This is a genomic window from Nocardioides sp. NPDC058538, assembly GCF_042719275.1.
GTDB lineage: Bacteria > Actinomycetota > Actinomycetes > Propionibacteriales > Nocardioidaceae > Nocardioides.
In genome coordinates, this window is record NZ_JBHXNY010000003.1 from 172,117 (window position 1) to 188,093 (window position 15,977).

Genomic DNA, 15,977 nt, shown 5'->3' on the forward strand with positions numbered 1-15,977 from the left:
CTCATGCGACCTCTCCTTCCATCACGAGGTCCAGGACCTTCGACTCATCGATCTCGGTGGCGGGTCCCTCGTGGACGACGGAGCCCTCGCTGATGACGAGGACCCGGTCGGCGAGACCGAGCACCTCCTCCACCTCGCTGGACACCACGACCACGGCGACACCTTCGTCGGCCAGGCGGCGGACGAGGTTGTAGATCTCGGTGCGCGCCCCGACGTCGACGCCCCGGGTGGGCTCGTCGAGGAGCAGCACCTTGCAGTCGCGCAGCAGCCAGCGGGCGAGCACGACCTTCTGCTGGTTGCCACCCGACAGGTTGCGGACCGGCCGGTCCACCCCGGTCGGACGTACGTCGAGCGAGCGGCTGAGCTCCTCGGCGGCACGGCGCTCGGCGCCGCTGTCGAGGAAGCTGGCCTTGGAGAACCGGTTCAGGGACGAGACGGTCACGTTGCGGTAGACCGCCTGGTCGAGCAGCAGCGCCTGGCTCTTGCGCTCTTCGGGAGCCAGGCCGATCCCGGCCGCCACCGCGGCGCGCACCGAGCCGCGGCGCAGCCGGCGGCCGTTCACGGTGACCGTGCCCGCACTGGAGCGGCGGGCGCCGTAGACTGTCTCGAGGATCTCCGAGCGGCCGGAGCCGACCAGGCCGGCCAGACCGACGATCTCGCCGGCGTGGACGCGCAGGTCGACGTCCTGGAAGCGGTCGCCGGAGAGACCGGTGGCCTCGAGCACCGGCGTGCCCTCCCGACCGGGTGCGATCGCGGGGCGCTCGGGGAAGACGTACTCGATCTGGCGGCCGGTCATCAGCGTGATCAGCTCGCGGGTCGGGGTCTCCTCGACCGGGAGCCCGGTGGCCACGGTGCGGCCGTCCTTGAGGACCGTGATCCGGTCGCCGATCTGGCGGATCTCCTCGAGGCGGTGGGAGATGTAGATGATCGCGACACCCTCCGCAGTCAGGCCGCGCATGACGCGGAAGAGGTTGTCCACCTCCTCCTGGTCGAGGACCGCCGACGGCTCGTCGAGGATGAGCAGGCGGGTGTCATGGGACAGCGCCCGGGCCATGCTGACGATCTGCTGTCCGGCCGGCGAGAGGTCGCCGACCAGCTTGTTCGGGTCGACCTCGCTGTGGCCGAGCCGGGCCAGGAGCGTACGCACCCGCTGGGTCGCCTCGCCGCGGCGGCTGAACCCGGCCGTGGCGAGCTCGTGGCCGAGGAAGATGTTCTCGGTCACGGTGAGCCCGGGCACCAGGTCGAGCTCCTGGTAGATCGTCGAGATGCCGCGCTTCATGGCGGCGACCGGCGTGGTCAACCGGACCGGCTCGCCCTCCCAGAGGATCTCCCCCTCGTCGGGCTGGTACGCCGCCGAGAGCACCTTGATGAGGGTCGACTTGCCTGCGCCGTTCTGACCGAGCAGGCAGTGCACCTCCCCCGCGCGGACGTCGAGGTCGACGCCGCCGAGGGCAAGCACACCGGGGAACCGCTTCACGATCCCGGTCATCTCGAGCAGTACGTCACCCCCGTCTGCGCTGGCGGCGGGGCCGTCCGGCGACGGCTTCGGGGTCTGGGTCATCGGGTTCCTCCGTGCAGTTCGGCGAGGGCGGTGGGGTCGGAGAGCACCGGCTCCAGGGAGACCAGTGCGCCGCCGCGGACCGCGGCGGTGGGGCCGAAGGCCGAGATCGCGACCCGGGTGCCGCCGGCACGCGGCGCGAGGACGTCGGCGGCGAGCCGTGCCTCGACGGCCGGGCGCAGCCACTCGCCGAGCACGGCGAAGTAGCCGCTGAGCACGACAGTCCCGGGGTTGAGCGTGTTGACGAGGATGGCGGCGCCGGTGCCGAGCCAGGTGCCGACCTCGTCCAGCGCGGCCAGGGTGCGGCCGTCGGCGAGGCGAGCCCGCTCGACCAGGGTGGCGAGCCGCTCCTCCAGGGTCAGCACCGGGTCGCGGACCGGGTCGTCGGGGTCGGTGGCCGCCTCGAGCAGCGCCCGCAGGCCGACCACGGTCTCCCAGCAGCCGGTGCGTCCGCAGCCACAGAGGCGACCACGGGGGTCGACCGGGAGATGGCCGATCTCGCCGGCCCACCCGTGCCGGCCCGGGGCAACTCGGCCGCCGCTGACGATCGCGCCGCCCAGGCCGACCTCGCCGTAGAGCACCACCATGTCGGCGCGGTCGGCGTCGGTGGGATCGAGCTCGGCGGTGGCGGCGAGGGTGGCCTCGTTGGCCACGCGCAACGGCGGCACCGGCGCGGCTGTGGCGGCCAGCCGGAGGCGTACCTCCTCGGCGGCGTCGATGTCGCGCCAGCCGAGGTTGGGTGCGAGGGTGACGCGCTGGGTGGCGGTGTCGACGAGGCCCGCGACGCCGACGGTGATGCCCGCGACGGTGGCGCCGGCGGTCCGTGCCTCGGCGAGGGCGTCGTCGACGAGGCCCGCGAGCTCGGCCAGCACGCCCTCGGGCGGAAGGCGCCGACCGTCGATGCCGCGGCGGAACTCGGCGATCACGGACCCGGCGAGGTCGACGGCGACGACGGCGAGGTGGTCGACGTTGATCTCCGCACCGACCCCGCACACCGAGCTGCCGATGAGCCGGACCTGGACACCGGGGCGGCCGGCGCCGCGGCGGTCGGCGTCCTCGTAGGAGACCAACCCGAGCCCGGCGAGCTCCTCGATCAGTCCGGTCGCGACCGTGCGGGTCAGCCCGGTCTCCTCGGCCAAGCGCGCGCGCGAGCGCGGGCCACGGTCGCGGAGCGACCGCAGGAGCAGCCCCATCCGCGCGGTCCGGACGGCGGCCGGGTCGGCGGTGGCGGAGACCCGCACGGTGATGTCTGCGTCGCGCACGGTTGCCTCCTGTCCGGGGTGGTCGCCCATCGCGGGCGCAGCCTGTGATGCCAGTCACAGAATTCGGTTACCGAGAGACAAACTAGTGACCCCGCTCACGTTGTACAACCCTTTCGTGGCGGTTTCTGCAAAGTTTCTGTCGAACTTTGAAAAGTGATTGGACAAAGTACCCAAAAAGGGGCACCCGACCGCGGCTGGCCGGATGCCCCTTTCAGGTCGATCGCGAGGGTCACTCGCTGGGTGCGATCACCACCTCGTCAGTGCCGGTGAGCGCCGGGATGTCGCCCTCGCCGGGGTCGGTGTACTCCGCCACGAAGACGGCGTTCAGGTCGTCCTGCCCGGGGTCATGGCCACCGGGGACGGTGGTCACGATCGAGCCGCTGCAGCCGTTCGCGGTGGTCTGCGGGTGTCCGTGCTCGTCGTGGCCCAGGACGTACGTCACCGAGACCCGGTCGCAGTCGACGGCCTGGTCGTCGGTCACCTCGACCTGGAACTGGACGGTGTCACCGAAGTGGAACGCCTCGCCAGGCGCCGGGCTGGTCGTCAGGGTCACCACCGGAACGTCGTTGCCGACGACGACGTCGACGTCCGCCGAGGCGTGCTTGCCGCGGCCCGCCTTGCCCTTGTCCGTGACGGTCAGAGTCGCCCGGTAGGCCCCCGGCTCCTGGTAGGTGTGGGTGGCGGTCTTCCCGGTGGCGTCGAACCTGCCGTCACCGTCGAAGTCCCACTGGTAGACGAGGCGGTCGCCGTCGGGATCGGTCGTCCCGGCGCTGTTGAAGGCGACGGTCAGCGGCGGCTGACCAGCGGTCTTGTCGGCACTGATGACCGGCTTCGGGCTGTGGTTGCCGGTGCGGGCGATGTAGTCGATCCGGGAGACCTGGGCCTCCTCGTTCTCGCTGAAGAACCCGTCGCCGTACTCGAGCATGTAGAGCGAGCCGTCCTTGCCGAACTCCAGGTCCATCACGTTGTCCGTGGCGAACGTGGAGAGCAGGGACTCGATACCGGTGAGCTCGCCGTCGGCGTCGAGCCGCATGCCCTTGATGTAGTCCCGGCCCCACTCCGCGAACAGCGGAACGCCGTCGTAGTACTCCGGCCAGGCGCCGGAGCGCGGGTCCTTGGTGGCCGACTTCCGGAAGTCGTACGCCGGGCCGGCCATCGGGGCGATGCCGCCCGTACCGAGCTCGGGGAACTCCTCGGACTGGCTGTAGGTGTACCAGACGGTCGGCTGGGTGACCGGCGGGAGCTCGGTCAGACCGGTGTTGTGCCGAGAGTCGTTGATCGGGGCGTCACAGTCGAACGCCGGCCCCGAGGTCCCGGTCGCGAAGTCGTAGTCACGGTAGGGCATCTCGGCAGTCGCACACAGCGGCCAGCCGTAGTTGGCCGGCTCGGTGACGACGGTCCACTTGCCCTGACCGGCGGGCCCGCGCTCCGGGTTCGCGGCGGAGGCGTCGGGCGAGTAGTCGGCCACGAAGACACGGTCGGTCTCCGGGTCGATCTCGATGCGGAACGGGTTGCGCAGGCCCATCGCGTAGATCTCCGGACGGGTCTTCGGCACGCCCTGCTTGAAGAGGTTGCCCTTCGGGACGGTGTAGCCGCCGGAACGTCCCGGCTTGATCCGGAGGAGCTTGCCGCGCAGGTCGTCGGTGTTGGCGGCCGTACGCCTCGCGTCGAAGGCCGGGCTACGGTTCTCGCGGTCGTCGAGCGGGGCATACCCGTCGGACTGGAACGGGTCGGTGTCATCGCCGGTGGCGAGGATCAGGTTGCCCGCGGAGTCGAAGACGATGTCGCCGCCGACGTGGCAGCAGCGCCCCCGGTCCACCGGTACGTCGATGATCTGCTGCTCGGTGGACAGGTCGATCTTGCCGCCGGCGTACTTGTAGCGCGAGAGCCGGATCGCGCCCTTGAAGGGCTCGAAGTCGGCGGGCGTGCCGTACTCGGGGGCATCGCCCTCGTTGACGTCCGGCGTGGCCGGGTCGTCGACGGGGGTGTTCATCGGCGGCGAGTAGTAGACGTAGACCCACTTGTTGGTGCGGCCGTTGTATCCGGGGTCCAGAGCGATGCTCTGCAGACCCTCCTCGTCGTGCTGGTAGACGTCGAACTCGGCTGCGACGCTGTTGACGCCGGTGTCGGAGTCGTTGAGCCACACCTTCCCGGCGCGGGTGGTGTGGAGGACATCCCCGTTGGGCAGGACCGCGAGGTCCATCGGCTCACCGGGGCGGTCGTTGAGGGTCACCTTCTCGAAGTCGGTGTCCGGCGGCTGGGCGGCCGTGGGGGCCGCGTCCGCGGACGTCGTGAGGGGCAGAACCAGGAGGCCGGAGACCACGGTGGTGGCGACGCTCCAGAGGGTGAATCTGCGCACGGTCCATCTCCTTCTCTCGCTGTCGTGGGAGGGGAGCGAGATCGTCCGCGAACGTATCGATGTGACGCCGGTCACGTCAAGTGACTTGCGTACTTTCGCAAGATGATTTCGAAAGGTGGGACGACAATGCGCCTATGAGGCCGTCGAGAATGGGGTCTACAGCTCGCCGCTGCTGGGCGCGTACACCGAGGCGCTGATCAGGTGGGCGGCCCCGATGACGCCGCCCTCGTCACCCAGCTCGCTGAGCACGATCGGGAGGTTGCCGGTCGCCAGCGGCAGCGAGCGGCGGTAGGTCACGCTGCGGATCTCGGCGAGCAGGCCGTGGCCCAGCTTGCTGACCCGGCCGCCGATGACGATCAGGCCGGGGTTGAAGAACGAGACCAGGCTGGCCAGGACCTGGCCGATGCGGTGTCCGCTCTCCCGGATGAGCTGGACCGCCTGGGCGTCGCCGCGGGCCACCGCGATGGCGATGTCCTCGGCGCTCAGCTCACCCTTCTCCGCGAGCAGCTCGGCCAGCACGGGCGAGCGTCCGGAACGGGCCGCGGCGAGCGCCTCGCGAGCGAGCGCCGCCCCTCCGGAGAACGCCTCGAGACAGCCGGTGTTGCCGCAGGCGCAGGTGGGCCCGAAGTCCTCGACGCGGATGTGGCCGATGTCGCCGGCGCAGCCGTCGACGCCGCGGTAGAGCTCCCCGTCGACGACGATCCCGCAGCCGATGCCGGTGCCGATCTTGACGTAGAGGAAATCACGAGCGGTCCGGGCGACACCGGCGTGCTGCTCCCCCGCCGCGAGGACGTTCACGTCGTTGTCGAGCACGACCGGACAGCCCAGCTCCCGGGCGACTGCGTCGCGCACCGGGTAGCCGTCCCAGCCCGGCATGATCGGCGGGGACACCGAGACGCCGCGGTGGAAGTCGACCGGCCCGGGTACGCCGATGCCCGCGCCCATCGGCTCGGTGACGTCGTGCTCGTCCAGGAGCGCGCGTACCTCGTCGAGCGCGGTCGCGAGCACCTTCTCCGGGCCGCTGCGGATGTCGCAGGCCCGGGTGCGGGTGGCGATCACCGACAGGCGCCCGTCGGTGAGGCCCACCGACATGCTGGTGGCGCCGATCGAGATGCCGACGAACCGGATGTCCGGGGCGAGGTCGACCAGGGTCGAGCGCCGGCCGCCCCGGGAGGCCGCCGGCCCGACCTCGTGGGCCATGCCCAGCTCGGTGAGGCGACCGACCTCCGCCGCGATCGTGGTGCGGGAGACGTTCAGCCGGTCAGCGAGCTGAACCCGCGACAGCGGGCCCTCGTCACGGAGCTGGGCGAGCAGTCGTGCCTGCATGGAGGTCTCGGCCCGGCCGGCGAGTGAATGGCGCATACCGGCGATCCTGCCATGTGGCACGCCTGACTAGCCCAGGAGCGCGTCGACGAAGGCCTCAGGGGTGAACGGAGCCAAGTCGTCGGGGCCCTCACCGAGGCCGACGAGCTTGACCGGAACACCGAGCTCGCGCTGCACGGCGACGACGATGCCACCCTTGGCGGAGCCGTCGAGCTTGGTGAGGACGATGCCGCTGACCGCGACGGCCTCGCTGAAGACTCGGGCCTGGATGAGGCCGTTCTGACCGGTGGTGGCGTCGAGCACGAGCAGCACCTCGGTGACCGGTGTCTGCTTCTCGATGACGCGCTTGACCTTGCCGAGCTCGTCCATCAGGCCGGCCTTGTTCTGCAGCCGGCCGGCGGTGTCGACGATGACGGTGTCGACGCCGGTGTCGAGGCCCTCCTTGACCGAGTCGAAGGCGACGCTGGCCGGGTCGGTGCCCTCGGGGCCGCGTACGACCTCGACGCCGACGCGCTCGCCCCAGGTGGTCAGCTGCTCGGCGGCAGCGGCACGGAAGGTGTCGGCGGCACCGAGGACGACCTTGCGGTCTTCGGAGACCAGGATGCGGGCGAGCTTGCCGGTGGTGGTGGTCTTGCCGGTGCCGTTGACGCCGACCATCAGCACCACACCGGGGGCTCCGTCGGTGCCGCTGACCTGGAGGCGACGGTCCATGCCCGGGTCGACCAGCTTGATCAGCTCATCACGCAGCGCCGCCTTGACGTCGACCTTGCCGCCCTCGACGCGCAGGCGGGTGCGCAGGCCCTCGACCAGCTCCTGGGTCGGGGTGACGCCGATGTCGGCGGTGAGCAGCAGATCCTCGATGGACTCCCAGGTGTCCTCGTCGAGCCGGTCGGACGAGAGCAGGTTGAGCAGGCCACGGCCCAGCGCGTTGGAGCCGGCCAGGCGCTGGCGCAGCCGCACCAGGCGGGAGGCGGTGCTCTCCGGCTTCTCGATGACCGGTGCGGCGGGCTCCGCCGGCACCGTCTCCGGCTCGGCCTCCCCGACCGTCGGCCCCTCTACGGTCGGCGCAGTTGGGCGGGTGATGACATCGGTCCCCGCCTCGGTCGGCAGCGAACGGTCCTTGCGGCGCCGGGTGCTGGCGACCAGACCGATGATGCCGCCGCCGATGATCGCGACAGCGGCGACCGCGATGATGACGATGAGGGTGACCATTTCCATGGGCCTCATCCAATCAAACTAGCCGTGATTCTTCGTAGTTCCTGGCTTGCCCTCACCGAGCAGCTCGGTGAGATGGCTCTCGCGGCGGGTCTGCAGGCGCGTGGCCGGGCTGAGCGTGGGGGCCGTGTCGACGGCACGCTCCATCGCCTTACCGAGCTTGGTGGCGTACGGCATCTTCTGTCCGCGGTGGGGGAAGACCGTGTAGACGATCACGAGTCCGGCCAGCGCGACGATGAGGAGCATCGCCACGAAGATGACAAGGATGGTCAGCACGGCGTCCACCCTCGCACACCCCGCGCCCGGAGCCCACAACGGCACGCGCGGGCACGCGCGCCCGCGCCCGGGGTGTCCCGTCGTACGGCGCGGGATCTCGACAACGTACACCGGGCCGGTAGTGTTTCACGGCATGAGGATCATCGGGACAATGATGGTCCGGGACGAGGTCGACATCGTCGCCGCGATGATCGAGCACCACCTGGACCAGGGTGTCGACACCTTGATCGTCACGGACAACGCGTCGGTCGACGGCACCACCGAGGTGCTCGAGCGCTACGCCGCCACGGGACGGGTCGAGCTCCACCACGACCCCGTCCACGAGAAGCAGCAGGGCAAGGTCGTCACCTCGATGGCCCGACGCGCCCGCACCCATTTCCGCGCCGACTGGGTCCTCAACCTCGACGCCGACGAGTTCCTGGTGCCCAAGGACAAGGGCCTGACCGTACGCCACGCGCTCGAGGCCACTCCCCTCTCGCTCAACGCGTTCACCGTCGAGGTCGAGAACCTCGTCGGTCCGCCCGCGTGGACCGGCGGCGGCATCAATCGGCTCCAGTGGCGCGACCGGCGCTCCGACGAGCGCCTCGAGGCGGTCGGGCTCCACGCGCATCCGACGCCCAACGCGATCCACCGCGGCGAGTCGGACATCAAGGTCGTCCAGGGCAACCACTTCGTCTCGCTGATGAGCAACGGCCAGCCGCCCGACGAGGTCGCACTCGAGGTGCTCCACCTCCCCTGGCGCTCCTGGGCCCAGCTCGAGCGCAAGGTGATCAACGCCGGAAAGGGCTACGAGGCCAACCCCGACCTGAAGCCGAGCCCGCGCCACCACGGGATGCGCGACTACCAGCGCTACCTGAGCGGCACCCTTCAGGACGCCTATCTCGCGCGCACGCCGACCCGGGCCGAGCTCGCCGCCGGCGCCTTCTCCGGGGACTACTCGTTCGACGACTGGCTGACCTACCACCTGCACATCGTGCTCGGGCGCGCGCTCGTCCTCGACCTCATGCGTGACGTGCTCGACCCCGAGAACGACAAGGCCGTGCCCGACGACGAGCACGCTCTTGGTGCCGAGCGCGGCCGGGCCGCACTGGCCGCCGAGCCCTACATCCCACCCCGCACCAGCTGAAACTCTCTTCTCAGGAGGACCTGTCTTGCCCACCTTCAGGGGCGCCGTACGCCGCGGCCTCGCCGCCGCAGGTCTGCAGACCGTCCGTGCCGCCGATGCCGAGGCCGCTCGCCTGCACGGTCGGATCGACGAGCTCAAGCAGCGCAACCAGAAGCTGCGTACGAAGGTGGAGGGGCTGCAGGGCGACCGGAACCGCACCACCGCGGTGCCGGCGATCCCGGGCCTGGACCGACTCGAGCTGCGTCGCGAACAGGTGCTCGCCGGGGTCAAGCCCGACGCCCTGATCCTGGAGATCGGCCCCGCGCACAACGCGATCCTGCCCAAGCGGGACGGCTATGACGTGCGCATCGTCGACTATCTCGACCGCGAGGGTCTGGTTCAGCGCTACGCCGGTTTCTCCCAGTACGACCCCGATGACATCGAGGAGGTCGACTACGTCTTCCGGCCGGGAACTCCCTGGTCAGACGTGATCCCGGAGCGCTTCGACCTCGTCGTCGCCTCCCACGTCATCGAGCACACCACCTCGATGATCGACTTCATCAACGAGTGCGAGAAGCTGCTCGACCCCGAAGGCGTGCTCGCCCTGGTCATCCCCGACCACCGCTACTGCTTCGACCGCTTCCGTGAGCGCGCCTCCCTCTCGCGGGTCATCGACGCCTCGCTCTACCCGTCCTCGGTGCACACCATGGGTGCGGTCATCGAGGAGCGGCTCAACGCCGCCAAGCACGGCGGCATCACCGCCTGGGGTCCGCGCCACAAGGGCGACTACACCTTCGCCCACGGCCTGGAGGCCGTGAAGGCAAGTGGCCAGGAAGCCCAGCGCGGGGAGCGCTACATCGACACCCACAACTGGGTCTGCACCCCCAACCACCTCCGCCTTCTGCTCCAGGACCTCGCCGACCTCGACCTCATCTCGATGCGGGAGACCTCCTTCCACGACACCGTCAAGCACGAGTTCTTCATCAACCTCTCCCCCTCCGGCGAAGGCACCGGCCTCACCCGCGAGGAGCTCGTCGTCCTGGCCGACGACGAGCGCCGCGTACTCGACCAGGCAGTCTTCGAGAAGATGTAGCCGAGTCGGCGCGAAATCCTCCACACCAGCGGGCGGTCACCCGAACCGTCACCCCGGTCGGCCGAGGCGTCACGTAGGTCGGCCGAAGCGTCGCTTAGGTCGGCCGACTTGGCACTGCCGTGACGTTTCGCCCGACGTACGTGACGCCTCGGCGGTCAGTGGCGGCGGAACTCGCGGAGGGCTAGGGCGGCGGCGAGGCCTATGACGACGCCGAGGAGGGTCTCGGCGAGGCGGGACCAGAGCAGGGCGTCGACGGGCTGCGGGTGGCCGAGCTGGACCATCAGCAGCGAGAGCGGGGTGATGGCGACGAGGGCGAGGCCGTAGTGACGCCCGACGAGCAGCTCGGTGATCGCCTGGAGCGCGGCGACGACCACCGCGATGACGAGGGCGGGGAGGGAGACGGAGAGCAGCACCGCTGCCAGGACCAGGCCGATCAGGGTGCCGACGACGCGCTGCAGCCCGCGGGTCGTCTGCGCCAGCAGCCCGGTGACGCCGAACGGCACGGCCGCGGCGACCATCGCCCAGTAGGTGTGGCTGAGCCCGAGCGCGGTCGAGACCGTACCGGCGACCACGACCGCGACGACGACCGCGGTCGCGTGGTCGAGGCGTACCTCACCCCGGCTCGCCTCGACCGAGGCTCCGCTGCCGACCAGCCGCTCCTCGAGCAGCCCGAGGAGCACGGCGACCAGGGCCGCGGCGGCGGCTACGCCGACAGCAACCGCGACTCCCGACAGCGTCACCGGGAGCGCGGCACACGTCGCCACCGCGAAGACCGGGAACATCGGCCCCGGCGGCCGCAGCACGAACCGGTCCGAGAGCATCGACCCGGCCGCGGCCCATACCGCGGCGACGGGAATGACGAGCCAGGCCCGGTGCGGGGAGGTCGCGACGAGCGCGCCGCACAGGACCGCGGCACACATCAGCGCCCCGGCGGCAGTCTGGGTCCGCCAGCGTCCTCGCAGCGGCTGGCGGCCGCCGTAGATCGAGGCAAAGGTGCCGAAGCAGGCGTACGCGGCCAGCTCGATGTGTCCGATCCCGGCCAGCGCCATCAGCCCGACGAGCAGCGTGACGCTCGCGCGCCAGGCGGGCGAGTGGCTTCCTGGCGCCGGTGAGACCCGGACGGACTCCTGCATCAACCGCTCGAGTCGGCTCCGGCCGCTGACTGACCGGTCTCGTCCTTGCCGTATCGCCCTCATCGCACCAGGTACCTTACGGCCACCCGGAACCACCAGATAGTCCAGGGAGTTTTCGTCGGTTACCAGCCGGTAGAGCGACGGAAACTCCCTGGACTACCCGGCAGGGTTCAGCTCAGCCGGCCGAGAAGCACAGCGACACCGTCTCCGTCCAGGTCCGCCACCACCTCGCGCCGACCGGCCATCGCCATGATCAGGTCGAGCAGGCGGCCGCTGACCTCGGGACCTTCCCCGGCCGCGAAGTCGGTGTCGACCGCGCGGAGCCGAAGCCCCTCGACCAGCGACTTGCTGTTGACCGCGAAGTCCTTGGTGGCGAAGAACCTGGCGACCGCAGCGAGCCCTTCGGGGTCGGGGTCGTGCCGGATGCCGAGGGGCCGCCGGATGTCCTCGCTGTGCACGATCATCTCCCCGAGCCCGCCGACGCTCTCCTTCCGCGGCAGCCCGATGGGTCCGATCCCGGCGTACATCTCGAGCGTCTCCTCCGGCGAGGATCCGCGGAACTCCTCGAGCCGCCTGCGGTTGTGTACGTCCGGATCGAACCGCGCCCCGATCATGCTGCGCAGCCAGGCCGGGAACGAGAGTCGGGAGGCGGCGCCGAGGTGCGCCACGACCTCCTCAGCGTCCCACTCGCCACAGAGCGTGGCCGAGCGCCACTGTTCGGGCGAGAGCGACCTCAGGTCATCGACCAACGCGTCCCGCTCGCGCAGCTGGATCACCGACAGCTTCGTCATGCGCATACTCTGACAGGTTCGTGCGCCGCGAGCAGTGACGCCTCGGCCGACGTACGTGACGCCTCGACCGACGTACGTGACGCCTCGACCGACGTACGTGACGGCTCGACCGACGTACGTGACGGCTCGGCTAGGGGCGGTCGCGCTTGGCGCGCTCCTCGAGAGCGATGTCGAGGAGGGAGCGGGCGCGGGCGTCGAAACCGTGGTCGCGGTGGATGCGGGCCGCCTCGGCGCGGATGTGCTCGTCGGTGCCGAAGACGACCGAGGGGTCGGGCATCGAGGACCTTTTCACCAGGTCCTCGGGGGTCTCATAGACCTGCACGGTGTCACCGAAGACGTCGCGGAGGCCGACGACGTCGTCGGAGATGACCCGGGCACCGGAGGCGACGGCGTCGAAGAGCCGGTTGGAGATAAAGCCGTAGTCGCGCATGTCTGCCCAGTGGTCGTTGAGCACGACCCCGGCGGCCCGGTACTCGGCACCGAGGCGGGTGTTGGACATGTGCTGGGCCTTGACGTAGTGGCGCGGGATGTAGGGCTCCCAGCCGTGGCCGTAGACCGACAGCGGCAGTCCTGCCGAGACCGCGTCGTGGATGATCGGGCGCTCGACGTCGCGCGAGGTGCCGACGAAGAGCACCGCGTGACCGGAGTCGGGCAGCGCCCGGTCGGGGTTGAACAGCTCGGGGTCGGTGGCCTGCAGCAGCGGGTCGATGCGGATGCCCCACCGTGCCGACATCCGCTCGGCCCAGATCGGCCCGGCTGCCAGCAGCCGGTCGAACGAGGCCGCCTCGGCGCGGGTGACCGCGTCGGGGTGGGAGATCACCCAGCCGATGTTGATCCGGCCGTCGGGCGCGGGGAAGTAGCGCGAGAGACCGCGCAGGGTGACCACGACCTCGTCGTCGAGCGCGCTCGGCCGCTCCCACTCGTAGTGGTGGTCGACGACCGCCGACTGGCCGAGCCTACGCAGCGATCGGGCCAGCGCGCGGGCGAAGTGGGTGTCGCCCCACCGCTCGCCCTCCGGCGCCCCGGGCGCGGAGATCTTGATCGACCAGCGGAGCTGCGGGATGCCCTCGACGACCGAGGCGCGCGGCATCGGGGCGAGGATCGGGCGGGTGGCGGCGTACGTCTTAGCAGGGCCGGTCGGGTTCCCGGCCGCCGTGCGGCCGACGACCTGGTAGCCACAGGCCGCCCAGGCGGCTACGTCGTCGCGAGGCTCGGTGCGCCCGGCCCAGCGGTCGAGGTAGATCAACCGGTTGCGCGGGGCGCGGGCGAAACGACCCTTCGACTTCGACTCGTGGTGGACGACCTCGGCGGAGGTCACGACCCGGAACGCTCCCGGTCGCAGCGCGGCGAGCCGGTGGCACAGGTCGACGTCCTCCATGCCGTTGGTGAAGATCGGGTCGAACCCCTCACACGCGACGACGTCGCGGTAGCGCATCACCAGCGCCGCGCCGGTGAGCGCGGAGAACGGGTGACCCTCGAGGCCGGCGGCGTCCTCGGGCGGGTACTCGGCGAGCATGTTGTAGGGCAGCCCGCCGTAGGGCGGGAAGACGACCCCGGCCGATTGCACCGACCCGCTCGGGTAGAGCAGAAGCGGCTGCGCCGCGAGCACCTCGGGGTCCTCGAGAGCCGAGACCAGCGGCTCCAGCCAGCCGGCCAGGGCCGTGGTGTCGTTGTTGAGGAAGACCACGGTCTCCCCTGTGACGTACGGGATGGCGAGGTTGTTGCCGAGCGCGAAGTTGTGGTTGACGGTGCTGTGGACCACCTTCACCTCGGGGAACCGCAGCGGCAGCGAGTCGAGCACCGCCGAGACGCGGGCCGAGGAGCCGTTGTCCCAGACCACGATCTCGAGCCGCTTCTCCCCCGCGCCGTGCTCCATCACGGCCTCGACCGCACCCACGGTCAGCAGCGAGTCGTCGTAGGTGGGGATGACCACCGAGACCACGTCCGGGTCAGGGGTGCGCGAGCCGAGCGCGGCCCAGTCGATGAAGGTCCGGTTGCGTACGACGTCCTCCCACGACTCGAGGTCGAAGGGGTCGAGCGGGAGCCGGTCCTGGCGCGGACGGCGCGGGTTGATGCCCTGACGGCGCTCGACGCCGACCTCGGGCACGACCTCGACCACCGCCCGGGAGGTCAGCCGCAGCACGAGGTCGTAGGCCCAGCCGAAGCCGATGTCGTCACGGGGACCGCCGACATCTTTCAGCAGCGGCACCGAGATCAGCAGTCGCGAGAGCAGGGTCCGCATCAGCGGACCGGGCACGTCAGTCCCCGGCGAGGCCGGAGGTACGTCGACGGCGAACCGTTGCTCAGCCTGCCAGGGACGCTCCAGCACGTCGGCGACCAGCGGCTTCCCGGCCGCCTCGGCCACCGAGACCAGCCGCGCGAGACGGCCGGGCGTCCAGACGTCTCCCCCCGCGACGTACGCGACGAAGTCGCCGCTCACCTGCGAGAACGCCGCGACCACGCCGGGCTCACCGCGATCCGGGTCGCCGAGCACCACCCGGGCGCCAGGGGTGACCTCGAGGATGACCTCGGCCACCGACGGGGTCAGGCCGCGGTCGATGACGATGACCTCGGTGCTCACCCCGGTCTGGGCGGCGACGCTGTCGAGCGTCGCCCGGGCGAGCTCGTCGGAGGCGCCCAGATCGACGATGACGCTGACCGTGCCCGCCGGCTCACGACCGGCGAGGGCGGCAGAGGCGGCCGGGGCGCGGTCGATGTCCGGCCGCCAGGTCTTCGGGACGCCCTGCCGGGCCTGCCACTCCGCGCGCCGGTCGCGGATCCAGTCGCGCAGATCGGGGAACCGGCCGTCGACCTGCTCCAGCCAGTCGTTGGCGCGGCGTCCGTTGCGGGCGCCACGGTCGACGTAGTGACCGATCGCACCGCCGTAGAAGTTCTCGGTCTTGCGCCGCTCGGTGTAGCCGTCGGTATCGAAGAGCGGATGCGTCGGCTGCAGCCACAGCTCGGCGCGCAGCCAGTAGAGGAACGGGTCCTGGTCGCCCATCTGCTTGCGCAGCCGCGGGGTCAGCCGCGCGAGGAAGAACTCCGGGTCGAAGAGCGGGCTGGGCTGCGCCAGCGGCTTGGCCGGGTCCTGCTCGAGATAGTGCCGGGCGGCCCGTTTGCGGTCGAGGCGCTGGCCGACCTGCTCGGCGTACCACTCGTGGTCGAACAGCGGGCAGTCGACGAGCAGACGTACGTCGTCGGCCCGGCTGTAGAGGGGCGAGTCGTTGTAGACCTTGCGAGCAAGGTCTCGCCCCCTGCGCAGTCCGCCACGTGCGATGCGCTTCAACTCTTCGTCCACAGAGGTCCCCCAAGACGCTCTAGATCGTGCTACGGCGGTGGATCAGCCTGTCACAGTGCCGGACAACGGTGAATGGCGCCACGCAAGATTTAGCCAGGCGTCACGGTCAGTTCTGCCGCCACAGCGGCAGGACCGCCTCCCGGATCTCGTCGGGCATCGGTGTCACCGGACGTGACGGGTCGGTGTTGTCGACGTAGACGTGCACGAACCGGCCCTCCGCCGCGGCCTCCTCGCCCGGCCCCTGGAAGAGCCCGATCCGGTAGATCACCGACGAGCTCCCGACCTTGTCGACGACCAGCCCGGCCTCGACCGGCTCGGGGAACCCGATCTCGCGCAGGTAGCGGCACGAGGTCTCCGCGACGATCCCGATCTTCGGCAGCTTCCGCACGTTCACGCCGGTCGTCTCGAACAGGTAGGCGTTGACGGCGGTGTCGAAGTACTCGTAGTAGGTCGCGTTGTTGAGGTGACCGTAGGCGTCGTCATCGCGCCAGCGGGTGGTGATCGTGCGCCAGTGCACATAGTCGGCGCGGGTCGGGGCCTTGCGGTCAGGAGTGCTCATCGCGG

General features: G+C 70.6%; 12 protein-coding genes. 2 read left to right on the forward strand and 10 right to left on the reverse strand.

Annotated elements, in window-relative coordinates:
• Position 1 precedes the first annotated feature (1 nt).
• From ACFWQC_RS04250 to ACFWQC_RS04275, 6 genes are all read right to left on the reverse strand, one after another.
• Positions 2–1,561 carry a sugar ABC transporter ATP-binding protein gene (locus ACFWQC_RS04250; RefSeq protein WP_378673519.1) on the reverse strand — a complete coding sequence of 520 codons (1,560 nt, stop codon included), beginning with the start codon at positions 1,559–1,561 and terminating at the stop codon, positions 2–4.
• Positions 1,558–2,820 carry an ROK family protein gene (locus ACFWQC_RS04255; RefSeq protein WP_378673522.1) on the reverse strand — a complete coding sequence of 421 codons (1,263 nt, stop codon included), beginning with the start codon at positions 2,818–2,820 and terminating at the stop codon, positions 1,558–1,560. Before ACFWQC_RS04255 ends, ACFWQC_RS04250 begins: the two co-directional genes overlap by 4 nt.
• Positions 2,821–3,049: 229 nt before the next feature.
• Positions 3,050–5,179 carry a PQQ-dependent sugar dehydrogenase gene (locus ACFWQC_RS04260; protein ID WP_378673524.1) on the reverse strand — a complete coding sequence of 710 codons (2,130 nt, stop codon included), beginning with the start codon at positions 5,177–5,179 and terminating at the stop codon, positions 3,050–3,052.
• 156 nt (positions 5,180–5,335) lie between these two features.
• Entirely contained in the window at positions 5,336–6,541 is a 1,206-nt protein-coding gene (locus ACFWQC_RS04265; RefSeq protein WP_378673527.1) for an ROK family transcriptional regulator, read from the reverse strand.
• Positions 6,542–6,571: 30 nt separating this feature from the next.
• Entirely contained in the window at positions 6,572–7,720 is a 1,149-nt protein-coding gene (gene ftsY / locus ACFWQC_RS04270; protein WP_378673768.1) for a signal recognition particle-docking protein FtsY, read from the reverse strand.
• 18 nt (positions 7,721–7,738) lie between these two features.
• On the reverse strand, positions 7,739–7,993 hold the full coding sequence (locus ACFWQC_RS04275) for a hypothetical protein (RefSeq protein WP_378673529.1): 255 nt from the start codon (positions 7,991–7,993) through the stop codon (positions 7,739–7,741).
• Positions 7,994–8,126: 133 nt separating this feature from the next.
• On the opposite strand from ACFWQC_RS04275, the gene ACFWQC_RS04280 reads away from it, so the two are divergent.
• Positions 8,127–9,119, forward strand: a complete 993-nt coding sequence (locus ACFWQC_RS04280; RefSeq protein WP_378673531.1) for a glycosyltransferase family 2 protein — start codon at positions 8,127–8,129, stop codon at positions 9,117–9,119.
• Between the two features lie 25 nt (positions 9,120–9,144).
• On the forward strand, positions 9,145–10,191 hold the full coding sequence (locus ACFWQC_RS04285; RefSeq protein WP_378673534.1) for a methyltransferase domain-containing protein: 1,047 nt from the start codon (positions 9,145–9,147) through the stop codon (positions 10,189–10,191).
• 155 nt (positions 10,192–10,346) lie between these two features.
• Here the strand turns inward: ACFWQC_RS04285 and ACFWQC_RS04290 are convergent, their stop codons facing one another.
• The 4 genes from ACFWQC_RS04290 to ACFWQC_RS04305 all read right to left on the reverse strand — a co-directional run bounded on the left by ACFWQC_RS04290 (position 10,347) and on the right by ACFWQC_RS04305 (position 15,972).
• The gene (locus ACFWQC_RS04290; RefSeq protein ID WP_378673537.1) at positions 10,347–11,324 is read right to left on the reverse strand and encodes an FUSC family protein; all 978 of its coding nucleotides are present in this window, start codon (positions 11,322–11,324) and stop codon (positions 10,347–10,349) included.
• Between the two features lie 170 nt (positions 11,325–11,494).
• Entirely contained in the window at positions 11,495–12,115 is a 621-nt protein-coding gene (locus ACFWQC_RS04295) for a maleylpyruvate isomerase family mycothiol-dependent enzyme (protein WP_378673540.1), read from the reverse strand.
• 130 nt (positions 12,116–12,245) lie between these two features.
• A complete protein-coding gene (locus ACFWQC_RS04300; RefSeq protein WP_378673543.1) occupies positions 12,246–15,401 on the reverse strand; it encodes a glycosyltransferase in 3,156 nt (1,051 codons plus the stop codon).
• A 118-nt stretch (positions 15,402–15,519) separates the two neighbouring features.
• Positions 15,520–15,972: a thioesterase family protein gene (locus ACFWQC_RS04305; RefSeq protein WP_350834662.1), complete on the reverse strand. Its 453-nt coding sequence runs from the start codon at positions 15,970–15,972 to the stop codon at positions 15,520–15,522.
• Positions 15,973–15,977: the final 5 nt, after the last annotated feature.